Here is a 20,690-nt window from a genome sequence, read left to right as displayed (position 1 = left end):
GACAGCAAAGCTGTCCTTTTTTATTTCTGTTTCAACGAATATCGTTCACCCGCCCATCCGGAATGTCTCCGGCAAGTGCCTGCAAAATGCTTGTGGCACAATATCGTTCGATTTCGATCCTGATTTCATCAACAGCGGAACCGAGATGAGGAGTAAAGAAAGTTTGCGCCGTATTATCCAGCAATTCTTGTGGGATTTCCCTCGGACGATCGGAGCGTATCCAGTCTTCCATTTCAAAAACATCGGCGGCATATCCTGCCAGTTGGCCTGTTTTAAGAGAATGTACAACTGCTTTCTCGTCAACAACCGACCCCCTGCAGGCGTTGACCAGATAACTGCCCTGTTTCATTTGCCCCAGAATATCCTTATCGAACAAATGAAAGGTCTGTTCAGTCAGCGGCAATAAAGGAATGACAACGTCGCTCGAGTGCATCAGCTGCGGCAAACCTGTTCGGGTCAGGCCCAGTTCCCTCTCTTCTTCCTGCGATAAAGGGGATTGATCCGCATAAAGGATATCCATACCGAAACCTTTTAACCGCTCGGCAACGGCTTTCCCGACAAAACCCATTCCGATAATACCCGCAGTTCGTTTGTGAAGCCCCAAGCCATAAAGTTCAGGCCGCCATCCATTGAACTGCCCACTGCGGATATGGCGATCCCCTTCAAGCATATTGCGCGTTATTGCCAGAACAAGACCTACTGTCAGTTCAGCTGTCGGGATCGTCAACAGATCCGGCGCTATTGTCAGCCATACGCCACGTTCGGTACAGGCTTTCACATCGAAATTGTCGTAGCCTTTCAACGCAGCTCCGATCACTTTCAGCTTCGGGCAAGCCTTTAGAAAATCCTCATCGATACAATCCGGCATAAACGCCATCAATGCATCCGCAGCAGCTGCTCGTTCGAGCAGCTCATCCCTTGTAAAGGTTTTTCTGGATAAATTGGCGACAACATCCGTTTTTTCCTGAAGCATTTCAACAATCTCAGGATGAACCCAATGGGTCAGCACGACTTTCTGTTTATTCATTTCGAACTCAATACTATTGTGTTTTTTTACGCAAATACGAACTGAAGGCATCGACCAGCGTCACCATCGCCAGAATCACGATCAGAATGGCAGACACTTCCTGATACTGCATGATCCGTAACGAACCGATCAATTCAAATCCGATGCCACCGGCACCGACCATTCCCATAACGGTTGAAGCGCGGAAGTTATATTCCCAGCGATAAATAGCGGTATCGGCCATTTGCGAAAAAACCTGCGGGAAAATTCCGTGAACAATAACCTGTAATGAACTACAGCCCGAGGCCCGCGCCGCTTCAACCGGCGCAGGATCGACATGTTCAATGGACTCGGCAAAAAACTTGGCGACCATGCCGATCGAATGGAAAGCCAGAGCAAGAACCCCCGGCAATGCGCCGAAACCGACTGCTGCCACAAATACAATGCCCATAATCAGCTCGGGAATGGAACGCAGGCCATTCAGCAAACCTCTGAAAACATAAAAAACCAGTGGGTGCGGGCTGGTGTTCCTTGCTGCCAGAACAGCCAGTGGAATGGAGACGATGACGGCAATGGCTGTTCCGCCCACACTCATCGCCAGTGTATCGACAAGCGGTTTGACCCAGGATTTCCATTGTTCAAAATCCGGCGGGAACATTTCCCCGATCAGGCTGACCAGACTCGGGAACCCTTCGGTCAAACGTTCCACATCGAACAATCCTGCGTAATAACAGCATCCGGCAACAACGACCGCAAGGATTACAATCGTTACCAAGGCCTTGTTCCATGCGAGCCGACGTGCACGTAAAAAGGGAGAAAATTCAGCAGATAAAGACATGACGGTACCCGATCAGAATTTCGACAGATCCAGTTTCAGCAAACTGCCCAGATTCCGGACGACGTTATAGTCCTTGTCTGTTACGGCACCAAAACCTTCCGCCTTGAATGGTTTCAGCACGGCAGGATCGTTGATTTCAAGAAAAGCTGTTCTGATTTTCTGTTTCAGCTGCGGATTCAAATCAGATCGCATCGTCCACGGATATTGTGGAAATGGCTTAGAAGTGGCGATTACCTTGACCTTTTGAGGTTTGATCATCCCACGCTGAACAAGCGTTTCATAAATAGGCTTGGAGAGGCCACCGGCTTGTGCATGGCCATTCTGGACAGACATCGCAACAGCATCGTGCGCGCCAACGAAATGTTCCTTGTAATTTTTACCGGCATACAAATTCTTTTCAGCCAGCATCGACTTTGGAATCAGGTGACTGGAAGTGGATGCCTTGTCACCAAAAGCGACGTTCTTTCCGGCAATATCGCCAATCTTGTTGATACCGGAAGACGTATTGGCGATCAGGACGGCCTGATACGTCGTTTTTCCCTTCTGTTTTACCGCAGCAAAAGGTTCAATATCACTTTTTTGCCTGGCCAATACATAAGAAAGAGGCCCGAAATAAGCCAGATCGAGACGGCCATGACGCATCGCTTCAATCATGGATGAGTAATCCGTCGTGACGATCAACTGGACTTTCTTGCCCAGTTTCTTTTCAAGATAGTCCTGAAGCGCTTTGTTTTTCTTGATGATCGTTGCCGCATTTTCATCAGGCAGCAAAGCGACTTTCAATGTTGAAGGATCGGGATTAGCAGCATTTGCAAATGCAGACAACAAGGCGATAACAGCTATACAGCATATCGAAAACAATTTTTTCACAACAACTCCTTAACTGACAAATGGAACGGGAATATTCATTAATTGACCAGACCTTGCAAATTCGGAATCAACAAGACGGTTCTGATAGAGCGCCTCGACCTGTCTTTCGCTCAACTCATCCGGTTGGCCATCGAAAACAACGCGCCCAGCAGCAAGACCGATAATGCGATCACCATATTTCTTGGCCAAATCGACCTGATGAAGACTGACGACGGCAGAAATGCCATCTTCCTTGCAAATGGTATGAATCAGATTCAGGACTTTGTCTGCCGTTGCCGGATCAAGGCTGGCTACTGGTTCATCCGCCAGAATCGTTTTGGGCTTCTGTGCCAATACCCGGGCAATCCCGACACGTTGTTGCTGTCCACCGCTTAATTCATCGACCCGGCACAAAGCCTTGTCGAGCAGACCAACCCGCTTCAGACATTGAAGCCCCAATTCCTGCTCAGCTTTGGACAATGGAAAAAGCGTCCGGAAAAACGAGTGATATCCGAGCCTACCCATCAAGACATTCTGAAGTGCTGTTTGCCGCTCAATAAGCTGATGCTGCTGAAAAATCATGCCCGTTTCACGCCGAAGTATTTGCAAGGCTCTTTTCTCCCAGCTTCCCTCGAATCCACTTACACGGATATTTCCGCTTTCAAGCGGATTCATCAGATTAAGGCATCTTAAAAAAGTGGATTTTCCTGCACCGGACGAGCCCAGTAAAACAGTGAACTGGCTATCCTTGATATCAAGTGAAACCGGATGCAGCGCAACTGTTTTTCCATACTTGACTGAAATATTTTCCAATTGAATCATGGTTTGACCTCTCCTTTTTCCGATTCGCTATATAAGCGAATCCAGTCGATAAAACCATGTTAGAAAAACTGTATGACGTTTCCGTGACGAAAAGAATAAAAAAATGGCTGACAGTATTTGTCAGCCATTTTTTTGTTGAATACGTGATCAGGTCAATAAAAAGAACAAACCCCAGAATTCAGTGAAAATAATGCCGAAAAGCCACGCTGCCAGTTGTTTCCAGTAACCTTCTTTCCAGAAAGTCGAATTATCCGACTTGTTCTCTCTCCACCAGTAAAAGACACGCATCAGCGTTCCCCAAACCAACATAACCGTCAAGGCCAGATTGGATGGTGCAAATGCTTCCAGCCTTTGCTGTGTTTCATAACTGTAAGGCTCGTTTTTCAAATACCATACGCATATGAAACCGACTACCAGAAGAATGATATTAATCGTGACAAGACGCCAGAACGAGAGATATTTTTTAATCGGTTCGATTTTGGCGCCCAGACGCTTGAATGGGCCAGGTCTTGTAGTCTTCGCCTCATGAAAAGTCGTTCCCGCCTTTCTCAGTTCGCGACATCTTGGACAATACCGTGCTCGCGGATTCCCAGTAAAGGCATCTCCACAATCAAGGCATACTTTTTCTTGTGACTCTTTCGCCATACGAAACTCGATAATTGATAGTTAAGATCGGCAGCAACTACTTCTGACAATAAAGAGGAAATAGAACGGCCAAAGTACAAATTATACTTTGAAATGCGGCAACCAAATGGCAAACAGGAGATTCGGGCATCTGTTTTCAAAAATAATCGCCATAAACGCAAAAATAATTTCATGCATCTTTCCCGGCAAAAGATTTTTCGAGAATCTGTTTTTACCGGAGAACTCTTCCTGAATATCCCGACAATCCTGCCAAAGTGCCCTTTATCCGGCTCAAGCTGATCTTTTAAAAATTCGCTCGGGTACTGCTTGACAACAAACTGGAGATTAATCACAATCATAAACATTCATATCAAATGAATGTTTATGATTGTGATTAATACTCGTTGAGGAATACATTATGTTTTGCATGCAATGTGAACAAACCATATCTACCCCTGCTGTCAAGGGCTGCGTCTTTGCACAGGGAATGTGCGGAAAAACGGCAGAAGTCTCAGACTTGCAGGACATCCTTGTCAGATATCTTCAAGGTGTTTCATTCTGGGCAAAACTTGGCGCAGATTACGGCTATAACGATAATGAAATCAACCGCTGGTGTGCACAGGCCTTCTTTTCAACATTAACCAATGTGAATTTCGACCCTGCACGGATTTATGAATTCATCAACGAGGCAAAAAGGAACAAGGACTCGCTTGAAAAACAAGTCAGGGACATTGTGGCCCAAAAGCAGGGAGCCATACCCCCATTAACTGTAGCGGCTTCCCTTGCCATCCCGACCGGTACCGAAGCGGTCATTCAGTTCGCGCCAAGCATTGCATTGAATCACAATAAGGAAAAAGTCGACGACGTTCTGGGCGCTTATTTGCTTTGCCTCTACGGATTGAAAGGTGTGGCTGCCTATATGGAACACGCCGCCGTGCTGGGACAGACAGACGATGTCGTCTATAAAACCTTTCACGAAATCATGAGTTTTCTGGGCGACAAGCCGGACGATTTGGAAGAACTTCTTGGCACTGCCCTCAAAATCGGCGAATTGAACTACCGCGTCATGACCATGCTCGATCATGGTGAAACAAGCCGGTTCGGAGATCCTGTACCGACAACGGTCAATATTGCCAAAACCAAAGGAAAATGCATTCTGGTTTCCGGTCATGACCTGGAAGACCTGTACGATATTCTCGTACAAACGGAAGGCAAGGGAATCAATGTCTATACCCATGGCGAGATGTTGCCTGCGCATGGATATCCCAAACTGAAAGCGTTCAGCCATCTGATCGGCAACTACGGTACAGCATGGCAAAACCAGCAGAAAGAATTTGCCCAATTTCCGGGTGCCATCGTGATGACCTCAAACTGCATCATCAATCCCGACATCGGCCGATATAAAGACCGCATCTTCACACGCAGTATTGTCGGCTGGCCCGGTGCAAAACACATTATCGGGAATGACTTCAGCGAAGTCGTTAATTGCGCCCTGTCACAAGCTGGATTTACTGAAACAGATGAGCCGCATAATATTACCGTTGGATTCGGCAGGGCCGCTCTGGCAAATGCTGCACCCGCTGTCATACAGGAAATCAAGTCAGGCAACATCAAACATGTCTTTCTGGTAGGCGGATGCGATGGTGACAAAAAAGAAAGAAACTACTTCACCGAATTTGCACAGAAAACACCGGCAGATACCCTGATGCTGACACTGGCATGCGGTAAATACCGTTTCAACAGTCTTGATTTCGGCGACATCAATGGCATTCCCCGCTTGCTCGACGTCGGTCAATGCAATGATTCCTACTCTGCCATCCAGCTGGCATTATCACTGGCAAAAGAATTCAATTGCGGCGTCAACGATTTGCCCCTCACGCTGGTTGTATCCTGGTTTGAACAAAAAGCCATTGCCGTTCTCCTGACTTTGCTCTCACTGGGGGTCAAGGGAATCTATCTCGGCCCATCAATACCGGTTTTTCTGACACCGAATCTGGTCAAGGTGCTGGTTGATAGCTTTGATATCCACCCGATTTCAGATCCCGATACGGACTTGAAAAACATGCTGAACGCCTGAAGGATTCATCAATCCGGCTCATCAAAACGTTCCGTGAACGCTACGGGACGTTCAAAAATCGGGGAACAATCATATGACTAATAACGAAAACGGCTTATTGACTCTGGTTGAATCGGCATTTGAAACGACCGACACGAAAAGCTTTTTTCTCCACCACCCAACCGGAACACCGGATTTCAAACCCGGACAATTCATCAATATCGGCGTGACAATCGATGGCACAACGTACTATCGCGCTTATTCCATCAGCTCTCTCCCATCTGATAAGCTGATCCAGCTGACAATCAAGCGCGTACCGGGAGGAACCGTATCGAACTGGATGATTGATCACCTGAACATCGGCGAGCAGCTCAGGCTGCATGGTATTGCCGGCACGTTCAATATCATCGATTCTCCTTACAGGGAAAATATCGTTCTGATCAGCGCCGGATGTGGCATCACACCCGTCATGTCCATGGCGCGCCATCTTCTTTCACTCTCTGACGAGCGCATCAAATCCATTCAGTTCATTCACTGCGCCCGAGACGAAGACAACATTATCTATTTCAAGGAACTCTGCAAATTAAGCAATGAATACAATAAATTCAAGCTTGCCTTTTATTGCAGCCGCTCCACAAAAAAATCTGACAGCCTGATCCACAAAGACAGATTGAATATGGATTCGCTCATGATACACATGAAGGACTGCTTCAACGACAGCTCGATTTACCTGTGCGGCCCAGACGAATTTATGGACATGGTCAAAACGGAACTCGAAGCGTCCAGTTTCGAGATGAATCACTTCCACATGGAAAGCTTCGCCATTTCGTGTGAAATCCCTGAAACATATAATGCTTCCGGTCATGAAGGGAAAAACCACAAGGTATCCGTACTTGATTTCGCTTTTGAAAAAGAAGTACCTGACGGAACTATTCTGCTGGATATATTGCAGGAAAACAGCATCCCTGTTGTCGCTGCATGCCGCGCCGGCATTTGCAGCTCATGCAAATGCAAGGTCGAAACCGGAAAAATAGAACTGACAGTCGATGCCATTGCCAACGGCACACTTACCTTGGAAGAAATTGAAGAAGGTTACACATTGGCGTGTTCGAGCAGGATTATCGACGACATCACTGTCACACTCAAATGATGTCTTGCCTGAAAAAATTCCGGCAAACTTAAGCAATATTATGGAGGGCACCAATAACGGTATAATCGAACAAAATTCCAAAAGTGCACGCTATCCGATCGACATATGCAATTAACCCAACAAACCGATTACGCGTTACGCATCTTAATGTATGCGGCGGCACACCCTGAGCGGCTGGTCAACATCACCGAAATAGCCGAGTTGTATGGCATTTCCAGAAGCCATCTGACAAAAATCGTCGCCAACCTCGCCAGTAGCCAATACCTTGAAAGCATCCGCGGTAACAAAGGCGGAATCCGGCTCAACAAACCAGCCAGCGAAATCAACATTGGAGAAATCATCCGCCGTTTCGAACCATTGGCCATAGTCGATTGCATGTCAAAAACCAGAAGCTGCGTCATTACCCCCAACTGCAAACTGAAACACGTTTTCTTCGAAGCAACCGACGCCTTCCTGAAAACCTTCGATCAATATACCCTCGCCGACATGCTCAACCCTACGCTCATCCGGCAGCTGAATCCTTAACAGCTAATTAATTTCCTGTCAGACAACATTTCGACATCTGACATCAACGGACGGACTCGGACTTACCCGGACGATAGATACAAAAAACCCGCATAACTCATTGAATTTATGCGGGTTAATGTACTTCTTGGGACGGCTTGAAATAATCTTTTGGTGCTGATGAGAGGAGTCGAATTGTGCAAATAAAACAACAGTTTAAATGACTTCGCAATAAACTTGCCCCTATTCTTGCCCCTAAAAATCTCTATAGCACACAAGAATAAGAATGGATATATTTTTTCAAAAGATAGATGAGCCTCAAATTTTTTTAGTTAACAATTTTATGAGTGTGTTCTTAATTACAGAAAAAAATATTGTTACAATGTTCTAATAACTTTTAGCAATATTGCCAAAATATTGAAAAAAGGACAACTCAGCAACGAATCCTTATGAAATTCTCATGGGAGCAAGCTCTCAGTTGAATCAAAATTGTAAGCTAAGTAACACTCTTGATGTGCTTTTTACTGTTTTTTGTATCGCATTCCACTTAATAATATTTTCTTACGAAAAAGATCATGGCAATAATACAAAAAGTTGTTATTTCAAAATTTCGGGGGTTCTCAAATGCTGAATTTGAGATGGGAAATCAAATAACAGTAATAGCTGGGCAAAATGGAACTCAAAAAACAACTCTACTTGGTTTACTGAGCCAGCCCTTTAGTTTGACAAATCATGAAAAAATGAAGGATGCAAAACCTTTATGTGGTGGTAATTACAGATCAAGTTTTGCCGAGAAATTTAAACTTTCAACGAATTATGATACACCTAACAGCCACGAATGGTCTCTTTACTTACACGATGAGTCAGAACCTTTCGTTCTCGAAAGTATTGCAAGAGATAGATCGACAGGACAAATAAGATTTTGGAAAAAGGGAGATAGAAGGCAGGGTTCAGGGTATATACATTTACCCGTAATTTATCTTAGTCTAAAAAGACTTGTACCTATTGGAGAAGATACCAAACTTCAAGAAAGTGAAAATGTACAATTAACTCTTGACGAGAAAAAATTATATCAAGAATTACATAACGAAATCCTAATTTCATTAGACAAAATTGATCATGCTGATTATCTTGAAAGTCCAGATAAAGCTACTTTAGGTGTTAATACAGATTATTATGACTGGATGCAGAACTCTGCAGGTCAAGATAATGCTGGCAAAATTATCCTTGCTCTTCTTTCTTTTAAACGACTTAAAGAAGAATATAAAGATTATTATAAAGGTGGATTACTTGTAATAGATGAAATTGATGCTACTATGTATCCGGCTTCTCAAAACAAACTTCTAGTAGTTTTGAGAAAATATGCGTCAAGATTATCTATACAAATAGTTTTTACAACACACTCTCTTTCTCTACTTGAAAAAGCTTGTAATTTACAAAAAGAGCTATCAATAAATGAAGCCACAAAAAATCAAGTCAATGTTCTTTTTTTAGAGAAAATAGACAAGAATATTATAATTAATAGCAATACATCATACGAAACAATCAAAAATCGGCTTAATGTTTCTTTACGAGAAGAGAGAAATATTAAATTGAATGTGTTTACTGAAGACAAAGAAGCCATTCTCTTTACAAAAAAATTACTAGGCACAAAATCGAATAAACTGAAATTTATAAACATAACAATGCCTTGTTCCTCTTTAATAGATCTTTCCTATAGAAAAGTCCCATCTTTTTCATTTCCAGAATCTCTTATTATTATTGATGGAGATGTACGTAACGATAATCAAAATAAAAATAAAATAAAAAAAACAAAAAACATTTTATTATTACCCGGCATCAAATCGCCAGAAAGAGCTATTGCCGAATTATTATATAATCTTAGTGAAGCTGATGAACTATGGAAAGATATACATCGAGACTATTCAAAACAATTATGCTTCTCAGAATATAAATATGAAAGAATTTGTAGAGACCGATACGATGCAAAAAAATGGTTTATACAACAAAAAAGTCAACTGAAGGATAGGTGGTGCACGAAGACAATTAAACGCTGGAAAAAAGAATACCCGGATGAATTTCGTAATTTTATATCTGAATTTACAGAAATGTATAATAAATTTGCATTTGAACTAGGCATAGATACTCTATAATCTTGTATTTATAAAATAGATATTTCATACATTGATTGCCACAGCTGACAGATCAGCTAAATAGATGTTAAAATTTTTCTATGAAATTCTACACTCCTCTCAGATACCCTGGTGGTAAAGCAAAATTCGCGCCCTTCATTGCTTCCATAATGGAGAGTAATGAGTTATCTGGAGACTATTTGGAACCTTATGCAGGCGGTGCAGGCGTAGCCCTTTATCTTCTCTTCAACGATATCGTTCCCCACATACACATTAATGACTTCGATCCTGCCATCTATGACTTTTGGATGTGTGTAACACAGTATCCAGATGAGCTTCTGAGACTAATACACGACACTCCTGTAAACATGGAGCAATGGTACTACTGGCGTAATATTCTTAGAGGAGAAATCAAAACATCTCAAGTTGAAAGAGGTTTTGCAACACTTTTTATGAACCGAACAAATCGCTCAGGTATTCTCAAAGGTGGTGTTATCGGTGGTCAAAAGCAAAACGGAAATTACGCGATTGATGCACGATATAAAAAAGACGTTCTAAAAAAGCGAATCGAAGAAATTGCAAAACTCTCTCACAAAATTTCTGTATATAACGAAGATGCTCTTCAACTATTAAAAAATTGCCCAACATTTTTAAAAGAGAAGTCGCTTATTTATTTAGATCCGCCTTATTATATTAAAGGTAAAGGACTATATCGCAACTTCTATGAACATGATGACCATAAACAAATAGCTCAACAACTTTTTCATATTACTTTTGATATTTCTTGGGTTGTTTCATATGACAATGTTTCTGAAATTCAAGAAATATATGGATTAACTAAGCAACTTAGTTATAAACTCAATTACACAGCACAGAAAAGTTATATTGGTTCTGAAGTCATGTTTTTCTCAAATAATATAATACCTCCGTCTAATGAAGTATCAATATTTCCGGCTGCCTCTTAATAATTTTACTGCCAATTATTATTCATAACATTTAATTTGTTGTCGCAAACTCTTTGCTGATCTAAATTTATTTCTTTACAATCTTTAAAACTTTTTACTTTTCTCCCTGTCAGCAATTACGATGGGGTGGCTTACCTGAATAAATCTTACTATCACGCCAACTATTTCCTTTTCAACACAGATTATTTAGCAATTTCAGTGTCATTCTTCCCGCCACCTTCATTTCTTCTGCTTCCGCATACATAGATTAGGGTCAAGACTTCCTTTGCGATATCAACTGAATAATTGATATCGCAAACCAATTGGTTTAACATTGAAGCATCTTACTTCTCTAAAGCTTAAGAAATTGCGCTCAGTCCATTGTTGATAACATTAAAACCTTGGCAATCCTATATTTATCCATAAAAAACAATGGGCTATATGATTAAAAATATTTGCCAAAGGAGCAATTGTGCTTAAAACAATAGCCACTACCTCTGTATGTTTACTACTGTGCATTACGCTTACTGCATGTAAAAAGCCAGCCTTTTTGGAAAAACTTAATTTCTTTAAGAAGCAACCTGAACTCTCTATCAATGAATTAGCTTTCAAAGCAAGGCAAGGCGATCTCGATGCTTTAAAACGATTGCAAGAAGCAGCCGAGCAAAATGATGCGAATGCCCAGAATAGACTTGGGGTTATATATGCCGATGGCAAAGGCATCCCGAGAAACGAGAACTTGGCTGCTGACAGGTTCCAAAAAGCAGCTGAATTAGAAAACGCTGAAGCACAGGCTAACCTAGCCGCCCTATATAGAAATTCATTAGTTGTCCCACGTGATAATGCGAAGGTTATTTACTGGGCTCAGAAGGCTGCTGAACATGGAAATCCTAGAGGACAGAATATTCTAGGGTTTATGTATATGATCGGAGAAGGTGTACAGCAAGATGACGCCAAAGCAGCTTCTTGGTATCAAAAAGCCGCTGAGCAGGGATTCGCAGGAGGGCAGAGGAATTTAGCGTTTATGTATCTCAATGGAAAGGGTGTTCCGCAAGATGACGCTACAGCAACTTATTGGTATCAAAAAGCGGCAAATCAAGGTGACATACAAGCGCAAAAAAGTTTAAAGATGATTCAAGAAAAAAGTAAAGAAATGAGTAACTATAATTTAAATACGGTACAACAATCACCTCCCCAGGCATCATCTCATCAGCCACTTCCCAAAGCATCACCTTCAAATGAAAGAAATTTATCACCTTTAAAAAATATCTTTGACAAACTGAAGCAGAATTCTGCAAAGATGAAATCTGCTCCTCCCGGCAACGAAGAACAGGATTACCTGAAATAGTATTGGCATTCAGTTAAGTAAGATTCAACTTTCAGAATGCATCTGTCCTGAATATTGTGTGATTGTTTGCGAAGGAAAAGTGCCTTTGAAGCCCGAGTCAAAAACAATTGAACATATCAGGGCAGAATATATTATGAACACTTCCACCTAGATTTCTAAGAAATTGCTGAGACTGGCTCAAGCGAGCGTACTCTGTCTGATCCTTTTAAATAATCATTTTTTTGTGACTTCGATTATCAAATTCAAAAAAGCTTGTTTTTGAGTCGGATTCAGTTTCTGAAAATACTCCAGCATGAGCTTATCAATATCGCTCATCCGAAGTTCTTGCTTCACACCATATCTTAGCCATTCGTAAGATACATTTAACCATTCGGATAAGGTACGAACCTTGTCAACAGTCGGAAATGACTGTCCTGTTAACCACTTGTGGACAGCTTGAGGCGAGATGGGCTCTTTGCTGTAACGCAAATTAAATTGTGTGGCAATTTGTGCCGCGTTTAGCGGTTGATTTGGCAATGATTTCAATGCCAAATTTAGCCTCTTACTAAACTCGACTTTGTCGGACTCTGTATGCATGAACACATTATCCGATCTTGCTTTATCCATTTTATAACCGTACGGTTGATATCTACAACCATTTAGTTATAATATTTCTTGCAAAAACTGCGTCTTTTAAAAACATCAACTACGCAAGGATAAGTGTATGAAAAAAATAATAGATATAAGCAATGAGGTTGTTTACATAGGAAATGAAGATGGCAGTTTTCAAGAGGTGCGACTAACTGACTGCAACTTCACGCCAAATGCTGGAGACTGTGTCAATGTGTTCACCAATGGTTCTAAGGTGATTGTTACCAAAATTGAATCAGCTAAACCTGTTGAGTCGATAGATGACAAAATTCACATCAATATCGTGAATGAAAACAAAAATGAAGACAATTCCGCCCCCATACATAGAGGGAGAGTCGTCAATAAAGTGGTCTACTGCCTCCTTGCTTTTTTCTTTGGTTGGTTTGGAGCCCATAAATTCTACTCAGGTCAAGCAGGAGCAGGATTTGTTTATCTCATATTTTGCTGGACATGTATTCCTGCCCTTATAGCTTTTTTTGAGTTCCTATTCGCTCTGTTTAAATCAAGTGACGCTGAGGGCAATATCGTTATTTAAACCATTTATCGTGCAATCAAATTTTTGCACTTCCTACTAACAACGAATTGGCTGTACCTAATCGTTCTAAATTCGTTATTTGGACTTCTTAGACCTAACTTATTTTATAAGAGATCAAAAATGAAAAAATATCTAACAACCATATTCTGTCTTTTGTCTTTATGTTTGTGCTTTTCTAACCAAGCTATAGCAGCTAGTACACCAGAATCTGTCGCTATCGACCTTACTAAAAAAATGTATTCTGGAGATGCAGCTGGTGTGATACAACTATTTAATATGGAGAATTATGACCAAGCGACCAAAGCAATGATGATACAAATACTCAGCACAACAGCAATTTCAAGCAAACAAAAAGCTGACATGCTTGGCGGCGTCAGAACAGTTACTGCCACATCTATAAAGTATGACTCAACTAATGAGCGAAACAGTACGGAAGCATCGGTAAATGTCCGCGCCATATTTGGTTCCGGTAGTATGAAAGAGCATCATTTGATACTAATAAAAACTAAAAAAACAGGTCAATGGAAAGTTCTAACAGCCAAATCTTAATTGACGATATTTTTCGAGTGAGTTCTGTTTCTTGCCATACGAACCATTAAAAAGTTTAATTACCGTATTACAGTTTCATTTATAAATTGATGAAATGATCGAAATCAGCCTAGAACCCCTCCTCACAACCATCCAAAATGAGTTCAAAACAGACTGGAATGGATTGCATGGGATTCATCACTGGAACAGGGTTCTAGGTCATGGCATCAGAATTGCCAAGAAAAGAAATGCTGATCTTGATGTCGTGACCTTGTTTGCTCTCTTGCATGATAGTTGCCGGTGGAGTGATGGTTACGACTCAAGGCATGGGGAAAGAGGGGCTGAATTTGCTTATGGCTTGAATGGCAAATTATTCTGTCTAGATGATTCCCAACTGGATGATTTGTGTTTTGCTATTCGTCACCATCCAGGTGGTGAAATTTCTACCAATCCGACGATTCAAACTTGTTGGGATGCTGACAGATTAGATTTGGGAAGAGTGGGAACGAGACCGTCAGCTCAATTTCTTTCTGATATTGCTTCCAGAATGATTGATGATGCTTATAAATTGAGTAGGAAGATTTATTAATATATTTAGGTAATACTAATCCATTTAATATATTTAGGTAATACTAATCCATTAAAGGCATATTCAAATGCCGATTTGAGAAGAAATGTGGGGTGAAACAGCTTGTTTCTGATGTTCCATCCCACCAAGTCAAAGACAACTGACATGTGCCGGTAAGACTTTTTTCGTACCTAGTGCTTGTCATAACATGAACCTTTTGAAGGTTTGATCGCGTTTTTAAACGTTTATGCCAATGCAGGCAAGTGCATATTCGTTACGTCCAGAATGTCTGGTTTTCTTTCGATATCCTTGAGGATGTAACTGATCCATCCATCAACGTCTTGTATCCCTTTATGATGCCTCACCAAGTTTTGAGCATGTTTGTCGCTTTCACACCATCTCAACTCTTTAGCGGTATCAAGAACCAGAACACAAAATTCATCGAGATCGTATTGCATATAGTCGGGAATACTCAAGAACATGTGTATATGAAGCCTTCCCATTTTGTTCGCTTCAATCACAGGAATACAAAGCAATTTCTTACCATGCCGTCTATATGCTTTTCCGTAAACTTTTATGTTGAGTCGTTTGAGCAGTTCTTTGATAAATTTGCTTGCTTCATCGTGACTCAATCTTTCATAGTCACCCCATTCTTGGAAAATATAGGGTTTCAACGATAAAGTCACATCGCACCAGTCCGTATTTTTGTAAGAATGTAGAGTGTCATGAATATGCTCAACCCAAACTTCATAAAGGCTACCTTCAATTTCGTACGCTTCGTTATACCAGTTCATACCGATGCCCTTTGTTGCTGTTCTATCCATGCATCGATGTCACTCTCCAGCCAAGCGACGGCTCGTTCTCCTAACTTGAACTGTTTTGGAAATGCCCCGTGTTTCATCTTTTCGTAAATGGCGCTTCGGGAGCATGCTGTTCTTTCCATTACATCTCTGATTTTTAATAGTTTTTTTATCATTGTTATCTGTTCTATAAATTTTTAAAGTGCGATTTTGTTTTAGAAAACCCAATAAGATCCTTTGGGTTTCATATGTATTTATAAAAACAGATAATTTTTTTAAAAGAATTTCTTGATTGTCTAAAAATACCTATCCTAATAACCACCTCTAGAAACATTCTGCTTGAACGAAAAAACCATTTATTTTGTGCTGTCATTAGTTCAAAAAAGAACCCCCTCATGAAAAAGAGAACCATTCCACACCTCCAATGCAGAACAGATGCCCGTGTCAGAAACCGGCTTGCCCAGAAAAACAGAGAGCCTGATGCACAGCCGATGGTGGATGTTACAGATGAAATGATAGTGACACGCCTGACAGACGACATGAAATTCGGCGTCATGCCTGTCGCGTTCAAAAACAGAATCGCAGAACTCCTCTGGTGGTTCGATCCCCACCAGACATATTGCAATTCAGTTGAAGACATGGAAGATGAATATGACACACTGGCAGACTGGATAACCAGACGTGCCCTGAAAGGGCGACTCCCTGACACCAGAACAATCAGCCCGTTGTTTCATTATTACTTCTGGAATCCAGCCATAGATGAATATGACCATCAACGATGCAAACCGATCATTCAGGATCTGGTGACAAAATTAAGAGCCGCATTTTTTGATACGGAAACGCGAAATCAGATATATGCTTCATATCGGGCAGGGCTGCGTTCAGTAAGAGACAGAGATGCCTGTCCGAAGTATGAAAAGACGCCTGCTGAGGTTAGGGAGGAATACCAGGTTTTGTTTGATACGATTATGAAAACATCAAAATAAAAGTGACACTTACAAAACTACTTTCTTTTTTACCAGATAGGTCAATTTTTCATTTTTTGGTTCTTTAAAAGAATTCAAATAATTTGCCCATCTCTGCATCATCTTCTTACGCTCTTCAAGGTGCTGTGCGTTATTATAAGCAGCCTCAATGGCATCACCTTTTTTATGACCTAATTGTACCTCTACCAAACGTGGCGTGAACCCCAGTTCATTTAATCCCGTGCTGACGACACTACGCAATCCATGTCCTGTCATTTGAAAACCCATTCTTTCAATAGCCTGCCCTATTGCTGCTTCGCTCATCTTTAACTGCCCAGCAAAAACACTTGGAAAAACGAGATTTTCAGAGTTACCCGTTGCTAATAATTGAATGTCTTTCAGTAAGCTAATTGCCTGTTCTGGCAAAGGAATGATATGAATATTTTTATCAACTTTTTCAGGTTTCCGATTCCAGATACCTTTGTTTAAGTCAAAGTCACTCCACTGCGCTCGCCGGATACTGGTTTGCCGCATTCCGGTATAGAGCAACATCCAAATGGCTGATTTGGTCAGAATATGTCCACCATATGCTTCCAGCGCTTGTATGAACTGAGGTAATTCAGTAAATCCAATTCGTGCCATATGCTCAGTTTGATGTTTAGGCAAAAACTTGATGACAGAGCGACAAGGATTATTCAGGGCAAAACTGCTATTCTCGACATTCGCTAAGTCGTAAACTTCCGCTGCCCACTGACATAGTTTTCTTGCCATGTATGTCATTGGCTTGCCTTTACTGTTCAATTTTTCTGATACGGCTTTGAACAACGTAAAGAGTTCCCGTCCTTCAATTTCAGCAATATTCTTCTTTCCTATAGCCGGAAAAAGATGTAATTCAAACTGACGGAGCATCGTATTTCGATAGTCGTCTGTTGTCCTCCCCTTCTTGCTGGCATATAAACGCATGGCAATTCGTTCGAACATTCTGTCATCTTTGAATGCTCTGATTACGTCTTGTTCCTGTTTCGCTTCTTTTTGCTCTTTACGATCCTCTGATGGATCTATACCTTGAGCCAGCAAACGACGTGCTTCTTCGCGTTTTTTTCTTACCTGCTCTAATGAGACATCAGGATAAGCACCTAAAGAAAGTCGGCTTTCCTTACCACTTGGTTTCTGAAACTTTAAACGCCAGAGTTTAGAACCCGATGGGAGTACCTCCAGATACAAACCACCTCCATCAAATAATTTGTAAGCTTTTTCTTTAGGTTTGGTATTTTTAATTTGAATCGGGGATAAAGGTTTAATGATCTTCGCCATTTTTGGGGCAAGTTAAATTTTTAAGGGTATTCGCAATAAACTTGCCCCTATTCTTGCCCCTAAAATTGTCAATGTCAAAAGGAGAAAATTGGAATTTAATTGACAATACATACAAAAAAACCCGCATAACTTGTTGAATTTATGCGGGTTAATATACTTCTTGGGACGGCTTGAAATAATTCTGTGGTGCTGATGAGAGGAGTCGAACCTCCGACCTACTGATTACGAATCAGTTGCTCTACCAACTGAGCTACATCAGCGAAGCGTGCATTGTAGCAAAAAAAATGCACATCTTGTCGCTATTCATTATATAAGAATGATGTTATTCAAACCAGCAACACAATTATTCATTTTTAGCTCTGCCTTTACGGCTAATTCAACCGAAAATCTCCAGGAAAATCCTCCATATTCAATAGACTCCTTTTACTCTGGCACGTATCTGCCACTGCAGGAGTTTCCGATATGCTTCCATTTTCTGCTCATGGCCTGACTTCACTTTTTTATGTGTCTCCAGTGTCATGTAGGGATCGTCAGGATCGAACTCGAAACATGCTTGCAGATTGCGCATGGAATAAACGCATTTTTCATCTGCCCATAATTCAACGTTATACCCGAAAGCACGCGTCTGATCGTCAACGGTCGCCATGATGTTACGGCCACCGACGGCAAGATATTCTTTATCGGAAAGGCTGAAGTGATAAAGGGTGGGCATGATATCTTTATGAGATCCAATGCGCCTCGGATCATATTTGAATCGTACATTGTCTTTTACCGTTTCAGGAATGTGCAGATAGAAAGGCACCGCATATTCATTGAACTGCTCACGCAGCAAGAATTCCTTCATCCTCTGCATTTTGTGATCACCGGTAGCGGCAATGATCGTTTTGTCCCCTTCTTTTGAAGATATAACTCTGTCGATGAAATTGCCTAACGCGTTGGTGGCATATTGATAGGTCTGCATCACAATCGTTTCACCCTGGGCTCCAAAGTCTCCTCTCGCTTTCAAAGCGGGTGTCGGCTTGACTGGAAGAGGTTTGTATCCATCCGGAACGGCAAAAGGTGGATGATTGGTGACGGACAGAATCACGATAAAAAGGGGTTGTTCACTTTTCTTTTCGAGCCATTCATTCGCAAACCTGAAGGCATACTCATCAGGAACACCCCATTCCGATACGTCCGTCAGCTTATAACGATCCATCAAGTCAGTCTGGTCGTATATCTCGTCAATCCCCTGAACCTTAAGATAATCCCCCATTTTTTCCCATGTTTTGGTACCCGGAGTGACAAATATGGTTTTATAACCAGCCTTTTTGTAATTTTCAAATGGCGTATCGGGCAATTTTTCATGGCTCAACATCGACGTACTGAGGTTTGGTATGGGACTGATAAAGAAGAGTGCCGAGAAAGATTGAATCGTGTGAATATCTTCGGATATGAACCGGCGAAAAACAAAGTCTTTTTGAAAATGTTTTCGCAAGCTTCCCAACAAATCCGTTTCCGGTAAATGATCGTAGGTCAGCATGTTTTGACCCATACTTTCCATGAGACAGAAAATGACATTGGGTTTATTTTCAGCTAGCCAGTCGTTTTTGGGTGTTTTACCGTAAAGTGAATCCAGGTTCGCCTGTTTTAAAAGCTCATGTAACTCATTGCCTGGAACCTTTTCCAATTCCTTGTTTTTATGGAAATCGCTTAAAGCCCATGCAAATGCGATAGACCCATTCGGAACTGTCTTGTTAAGCATCTCGATAACAGATACCTGTGCATTGTTTCTTCTGAGCGGATAGCGTGAAGTCATACTTCCCCTGATCAGGGTATAGATCAGGATGATGGCAAGGATGGAGATAAGGAATGCAGGCAACAGGCATATTGAAATGGTCCGTCCATCAAAACGAAGTCACATTATCCACATTCTCTGCAAATCATCGTGCTGAATCAGATCAGGCGCAATGACATTATTGATGAAGATGCTTTGCTGGCACCACCTTACTATGACAAGGAATAATAGAAGGAAGGCAAAAATCGTAAAAAATGAAAATACTGTTGTCCTGGCTCTGGACTGGAAGGAAAAGGAATGATCGGGAAAATCAAAAATACCGTTGAATGAACTTCTTGCCTTTTTTATTGACATGATCTGTTTGCCGCCCGTGTTTTAAACAGGACAGGCACTTTTGATTACAATCAGGCATGCTAACGAATTTTTTAAATAATTATCTTTATAATCAGTAGCTTGTAATAAATTTTAGAACCCAAAATTAGAACATAAATCCAAATGCAAAATTTTCGGTAAACTGTCTGAACAATTCGCCATGTTTTTTTAAGGATCAATAATGAAATATTTCCTCGCAACTTTTCTGAGACGTTTTTCACTCGCTGCCCTGCTGCTGACAGGATGTTTTGCGCATGCGGCGGCCACTTCACCGGAAACCCGTATACAGCAACGCCTGCAAAATTATCTTGGCGTGGATGTCCAGAAGAGTGCCATTGTCAAAACACCTTATCTGGGTTTGTATGAAGTCAGGCTTGGAAATAATCTCGTTTACACGGATAAACAGGCGCAATATCTGTTTCTCGGCGAAATCATGAATCTGGAAACGAGAGAGAATTACACTGAGGAAAAGCTTAAAAAGATGGTTACCCGATTTGCCGATCTGCCAAAAGATCTGGCTATCAAAATCGTGAAAGGAAACGGGAAACGGGAAATTACCGTTTTTTCCGATCCGAATTGTGGCTATTGCAAAAGGTTTGAAAACAACCTGAAACAAATCGACAATGTGACGATTTATCTTTATCCCTACAATATCCTTTCGGCAAGTTCGGTTGAGATTTCAAAAAATGCCTGGTGCTCCTCCAATCCGGCAAAAGCATGGGAGGACTGGATGCTGAATGGAAATGTACCGGAAAAGGCAAAATCCGATTGCAACTTCCCTAACGAAAAAATTCGCGAGCTGGGACAAAAACTCAAAGTCAGTGGAACTCCGACTATTTTCTTTACTGACAATACTCGTGTAGCGGGTGCTATCGATGCGGAATCGCTCGAGAAAAAATTGAAATCGCTGAAGTGATTTGACCCGGAT

The 20,690-nt window shown here is 41.5% G+C and carries 21 protein-coding genes and 1 tRNA gene; 11 read left to right on the top strand and 11 right to left on the bottom strand.

Features of this window, described 5'->3' with window-relative positions:
* Positions 1-31: 31 nt before the first annotated feature.
* From BRW83_RS01660 to BRW83_RS11635, 5 genes are all read right to left on the bottom strand, one after another.
* Positions 32-1,027 carry a phosphonate dehydrogenase gene (locus tag BRW83_RS01660; protein ID WP_005882154.1) on the bottom strand — a complete coding sequence of 332 codons (996 nt, stop codon included), beginning with the start codon at positions 1,025-1,027 and terminating at the stop codon, positions 32-34.
* A 13-nt stretch (positions 1,028-1,040) separates the two neighbouring features.
* A complete protein-coding gene (gene phnE / locus BRW83_RS01655; protein ID WP_005882156.1) occupies positions 1,041-1,844 on the bottom strand; it encodes a phosphonate ABC transporter, permease protein PhnE in 804 nt (267 codons plus the stop codon).
* 12 nt (positions 1,845-1,856) lie between these two features.
* Positions 1,857-2,714, bottom strand: a complete 858-nt coding sequence (gene phnD, locus BRW83_RS01650; RefSeq protein WP_005882158.1) for a phosphate/phosphite/phosphonate ABC transporter substrate-binding protein — start codon at positions 2,712-2,714, stop codon at positions 1,857-1,859.
* 9 nt (positions 2,715-2,723) lie between these two features.
* Complete coding sequence (phnC, locus tag BRW83_RS01645) at positions 2,724-3,515, bottom strand: phosphonate ABC transporter ATP-binding protein (protein WP_005882160.1); 792 nt, start codon at positions 3,513-3,515, stop codon at positions 2,724-2,726.
* Between the two features lie 147 nt (positions 3,516-3,662).
* On the bottom strand, positions 3,663-4,160 hold the full coding sequence (locus tag BRW83_RS11635; RefSeq protein ID WP_145815012.1) for a hypothetical protein: 498 nt from the start codon (positions 4,158-4,160) through the stop codon (positions 3,663-3,665).
* Positions 4,161-4,557: 397 nt separating this feature from the next.
* Here BRW83_RS11635 and hcp point away from each other — a divergent pair, with 397 nt between their 5' ends.
* The 6 genes from hcp (at position 4,558) to BRW83_RS01605 (ending at position 12,273) form a co-directional block, all read left to right on the top strand.
* Positions 4,558-6,216, top strand: a complete 1,659-nt coding sequence (gene hcp / locus BRW83_RS01630) for a hydroxylamine reductase (RefSeq protein WP_005882162.1) — start codon at positions 4,558-4,560, stop codon at positions 6,214-6,216.
* Positions 6,217-6,289: 73 nt separating this feature from the next.
* Positions 6,290-7,345 (top strand): flavin reductase family protein, encoded by a 1,056-nt coding sequence (locus tag BRW83_RS01625; RefSeq protein ID WP_005882164.1) that lies wholly within the window; start codon positions 6,290-6,292, stop codon positions 7,343-7,345.
* Positions 7,346-7,450: 105 nt separating this feature from the next.
* Positions 7,451-7,870: an Rrf2 family transcriptional regulator gene (locus BRW83_RS01620; RefSeq protein WP_005882166.1), complete on the top strand. Its 420-nt coding sequence runs from the start codon at positions 7,451-7,453 to the stop codon at positions 7,868-7,870.
* Positions 7,871-8,424: 554 nt separating this feature from the next.
* Positions 8,425-10,002, top strand: coding sequence for an AAA family ATPase (locus BRW83_RS01615; RefSeq protein ID WP_086131733.1), 1,578 nt, complete (start codon positions 8,425-8,427; stop codon positions 10,000-10,002).
* Between the two features lie 80 nt (positions 10,003-10,082).
* Complete coding sequence (locus tag BRW83_RS01610; RefSeq protein WP_005882171.1) at positions 10,083-10,946, top strand: DNA adenine methylase; 864 nt, start codon at positions 10,083-10,085, stop codon at positions 10,944-10,946.
* A 451-nt stretch (positions 10,947-11,397) separates the two neighbouring features.
* A complete protein-coding gene (locus tag BRW83_RS01605; protein ID WP_005882173.1) occupies positions 11,398-12,273 on the top strand; it encodes a tetratricopeptide repeat protein in 876 nt (291 codons plus the stop codon).
* A 213-nt stretch (positions 12,274-12,486) separates the two neighbouring features.
* Here the strand turns inward: BRW83_RS01605 and BRW83_RS01600 are convergent, their stop codons facing one another.
* Complete coding sequence (locus BRW83_RS01600) at positions 12,487-12,849, bottom strand: helix-turn-helix domain-containing protein (RefSeq protein ID WP_036604065.1); 363 nt, start codon at positions 12,847-12,849, stop codon at positions 12,487-12,489.
* 127 nt (positions 12,850-12,976) lie between these two features.
* Here BRW83_RS01600 and BRW83_RS01595 point away from each other — a divergent pair, with 127 nt between their 5' ends.
* The 3 genes from BRW83_RS01595 to BRW83_RS01585 all read left to right on the top strand — a co-directional run bounded on the left by BRW83_RS01595 (position 12,977) and on the right by BRW83_RS01585 (position 14,555).
* Positions 12,977-13,438, top strand: a complete 462-nt coding sequence (locus BRW83_RS01595; RefSeq protein WP_005882177.1) for a TM2 domain-containing protein — start codon at positions 12,977-12,979, stop codon at positions 13,436-13,438.
* Positions 13,439-13,558: 120 nt separating this feature from the next.
* Positions 13,559-13,987 (top strand): DUF4878 domain-containing protein, encoded by a 429-nt coding sequence (locus BRW83_RS01590; RefSeq protein WP_081442207.1) that lies wholly within the window; start codon positions 13,559-13,561, stop codon positions 13,985-13,987.
* 94 nt (positions 13,988-14,081) lie between these two features.
* Complete coding sequence (locus tag BRW83_RS01585) at positions 14,082-14,555, top strand: HD domain-containing protein (RefSeq protein WP_005882180.1); 474 nt, start codon at positions 14,082-14,084, stop codon at positions 14,553-14,555.
* Between the two features lie 224 nt (positions 14,556-14,779).
* On the opposite strand, the gene BRW83_RS01580 is transcribed toward BRW83_RS01585, so the two are convergent.
* Complete coding sequence (locus BRW83_RS01580; RefSeq protein WP_157661007.1) at positions 14,780-15,358, bottom strand: rolling circle replication-associated protein; 579 nt, start codon at positions 15,356-15,358, stop codon at positions 14,780-14,782.
* Positions 15,325-15,477: a helix-turn-helix transcriptional regulator gene (locus BRW83_RS12105; RefSeq protein ID WP_231284519.1), complete on the bottom strand. Its 153-nt coding sequence runs from the start codon at positions 15,475-15,477 to the stop codon at positions 15,325-15,327. Before BRW83_RS12105 ends, BRW83_RS01580 begins: the two co-directional genes overlap by 34 nt.
* Before the next feature lie 252 nt (positions 15,478-15,729).
* Between BRW83_RS12105 and BRW83_RS01570 the strand changes: the two genes are divergently transcribed.
* Positions 15,730-16,320 carry a hypothetical protein gene (locus BRW83_RS01570; RefSeq protein ID WP_005882183.1) on the top strand — a complete coding sequence of 197 codons (591 nt, stop codon included), beginning with the start codon at positions 15,730-15,732 and terminating at the stop codon, positions 16,318-16,320.
* 9 nt (positions 16,321-16,329) lie between these two features.
* On the opposite strand, the gene BRW83_RS01565 is transcribed toward BRW83_RS01570, so the two are convergent.
* The 3 genes from BRW83_RS01565 to BRW83_RS01555 all read right to left on the bottom strand — a co-directional run bounded on the left by BRW83_RS01565 (position 16,330) and on the right by BRW83_RS01555 (position 19,474).
* Complete coding sequence (locus tag BRW83_RS01565) at positions 16,330-17,613, bottom strand: tyrosine-type recombinase/integrase (RefSeq protein ID WP_005882185.1); 1,284 nt, start codon at positions 17,611-17,613, stop codon at positions 16,330-16,332.
* A gap of 184 nt (positions 17,614-17,797) precedes the next feature.
* A tRNA-Thr gene (locus tag BRW83_RS01560) sits at positions 17,798-17,873 on the bottom strand.
* A 149-nt stretch (positions 17,874-18,022) separates the two neighbouring features.
* On the bottom strand, positions 18,023-19,474 hold the full coding sequence (locus BRW83_RS01555; RefSeq protein ID WP_005882187.1) for an LTA synthase family protein: 1,452 nt from the start codon (positions 19,472-19,474) through the stop codon (positions 18,023-18,025).
* 469 nt (positions 19,475-19,943) lie between these two features.
* Here BRW83_RS01555 and BRW83_RS01550 point away from each other — a divergent pair, with 469 nt between their 5' ends.
* Complete coding sequence (locus tag BRW83_RS01550) at positions 19,944-20,678, top strand: DsbC family protein (protein WP_005882189.1); 735 nt, start codon at positions 19,944-19,946, stop codon at positions 20,676-20,678.
* The last annotated feature ends 12 nt before the right edge of the window (positions 20,679-20,690 follow it).

The sequence above is a fragment of the Oxalobacter formigenes genome (assembly GCF_002127965.1).
Lineage (GTDB): Bacteria > Pseudomonadota > Gammaproteobacteria > Burkholderiales > Burkholderiaceae_D > Oxalobacter > Oxalobacter formigenes.
The sequence above is the reverse complement of the archived record's forward strand: the minus strand, read 5'-3'. Positions and strand labels throughout refer to the sequence as shown.

Excerpts from the sequence above, each read along its gene's own strand:
- BRW83_RS01660 (WP_005882154.1), bottom strand. The coding sequence starts at position 1,027 with ATGAATAAACAGAAAGTCGTGCTGACCCATTGGGTTCATCCTGAGATT.
- phnE (WP_005882156.1), bottom strand. The coding sequence starts at position 1,844 with ATGTCTTTATCTGCTGAATTTTCTCCCTTTTTACGTGCACGTCGGCTC.
- phnC (WP_005882160.1), bottom strand. The coding sequence starts at position 3,515 with ATGATTCAATTGGAAAATATTTCAGTCAAGTATGGAAAAACAGTTGCG.
- BRW83_RS11635 (WP_145815012.1), bottom strand. The coding sequence starts at position 4,160 with ATGGCGAAAGAGTCACAAGAAAAAGTATGCCTTGATTGTGGAGATGCC.
- hcp (WP_005882162.1), top strand. The coding sequence starts at position 4,558 with ATGTTTTGCATGCAATGTGAACAAACCATATCTACCCCTGCTGTCAAG.
- BRW83_RS01625 (WP_005882164.1), top strand. The coding sequence starts at position 6,290 with ATGACTAATAACGAAAACGGCTTATTGACTCTGGTTGAATCGGCATTT.
- BRW83_RS01620 (WP_005882166.1), top strand. The coding sequence starts at position 7,451 with ATGCAATTAACCCAACAAACCGATTACGCGTTACGCATCTTAATGTAT.
- BRW83_RS01615 (WP_086131733.1), top strand. The coding sequence starts at position 8,425 with ATGGCAATAATACAAAAAGTTGTTATTTCAAAATTTCGGGGGTTCTCA.
- BRW83_RS01610 (WP_005882171.1), top strand. The coding sequence starts at position 10,083 with ATGAAATTCTACACTCCTCTCAGATACCCTGGTGGTAAAGCAAAATTC.
- BRW83_RS01600 (WP_036604065.1), bottom strand. The coding sequence starts at position 12,849 with ATGCATACAGAGTCCGACAAAGTCGAGTTTAGTAAGAGGCTAAATTTG.
- BRW83_RS01595 (WP_005882177.1), top strand. The coding sequence starts at position 12,977 with ATGAAAAAAATAATAGATATAAGCAATGAGGTTGTTTACATAGGAAAT.
- BRW83_RS01590 (WP_081442207.1), top strand. The coding sequence starts at position 13,559 with ATGAAAAAATATCTAACAACCATATTCTGTCTTTTGTCTTTATGTTTG.
- BRW83_RS01585 (WP_005882180.1), top strand. The coding sequence starts at position 14,082 with ATGATCGAAATCAGCCTAGAACCCCTCCTCACAACCATCCAAAATGAG.
- BRW83_RS01580 (WP_157661007.1), bottom strand. The coding sequence starts at position 15,358 with ATGGATAGAACAGCAACAAAGGGCATCGGTATGAACTGGTATAACGAA.
- BRW83_RS12105 (WP_231284519.1), bottom strand. The coding sequence starts at position 15,477 with ATGGAAAGAACAGCATGCTCCCGAAGCGCCATTTACGAAAAGATGAAA.
- BRW83_RS01570 (WP_005882183.1), top strand. The coding sequence starts at position 15,730 with ATGAAAAAGAGAACCATTCCACACCTCCAATGCAGAACAGATGCCCGT.
- BRW83_RS01565 (WP_005882185.1), bottom strand. The coding sequence starts at position 17,613 with ATGGCGAAGATCATTAAACCTTTATCCCCGATTCAAATTAAAAATACC.
- BRW83_RS01550 (WP_005882189.1), top strand. The coding sequence starts at position 19,944 with ATGAAATATTTCCTCGCAACTTTTCTGAGACGTTTTTCACTCGCTGCC.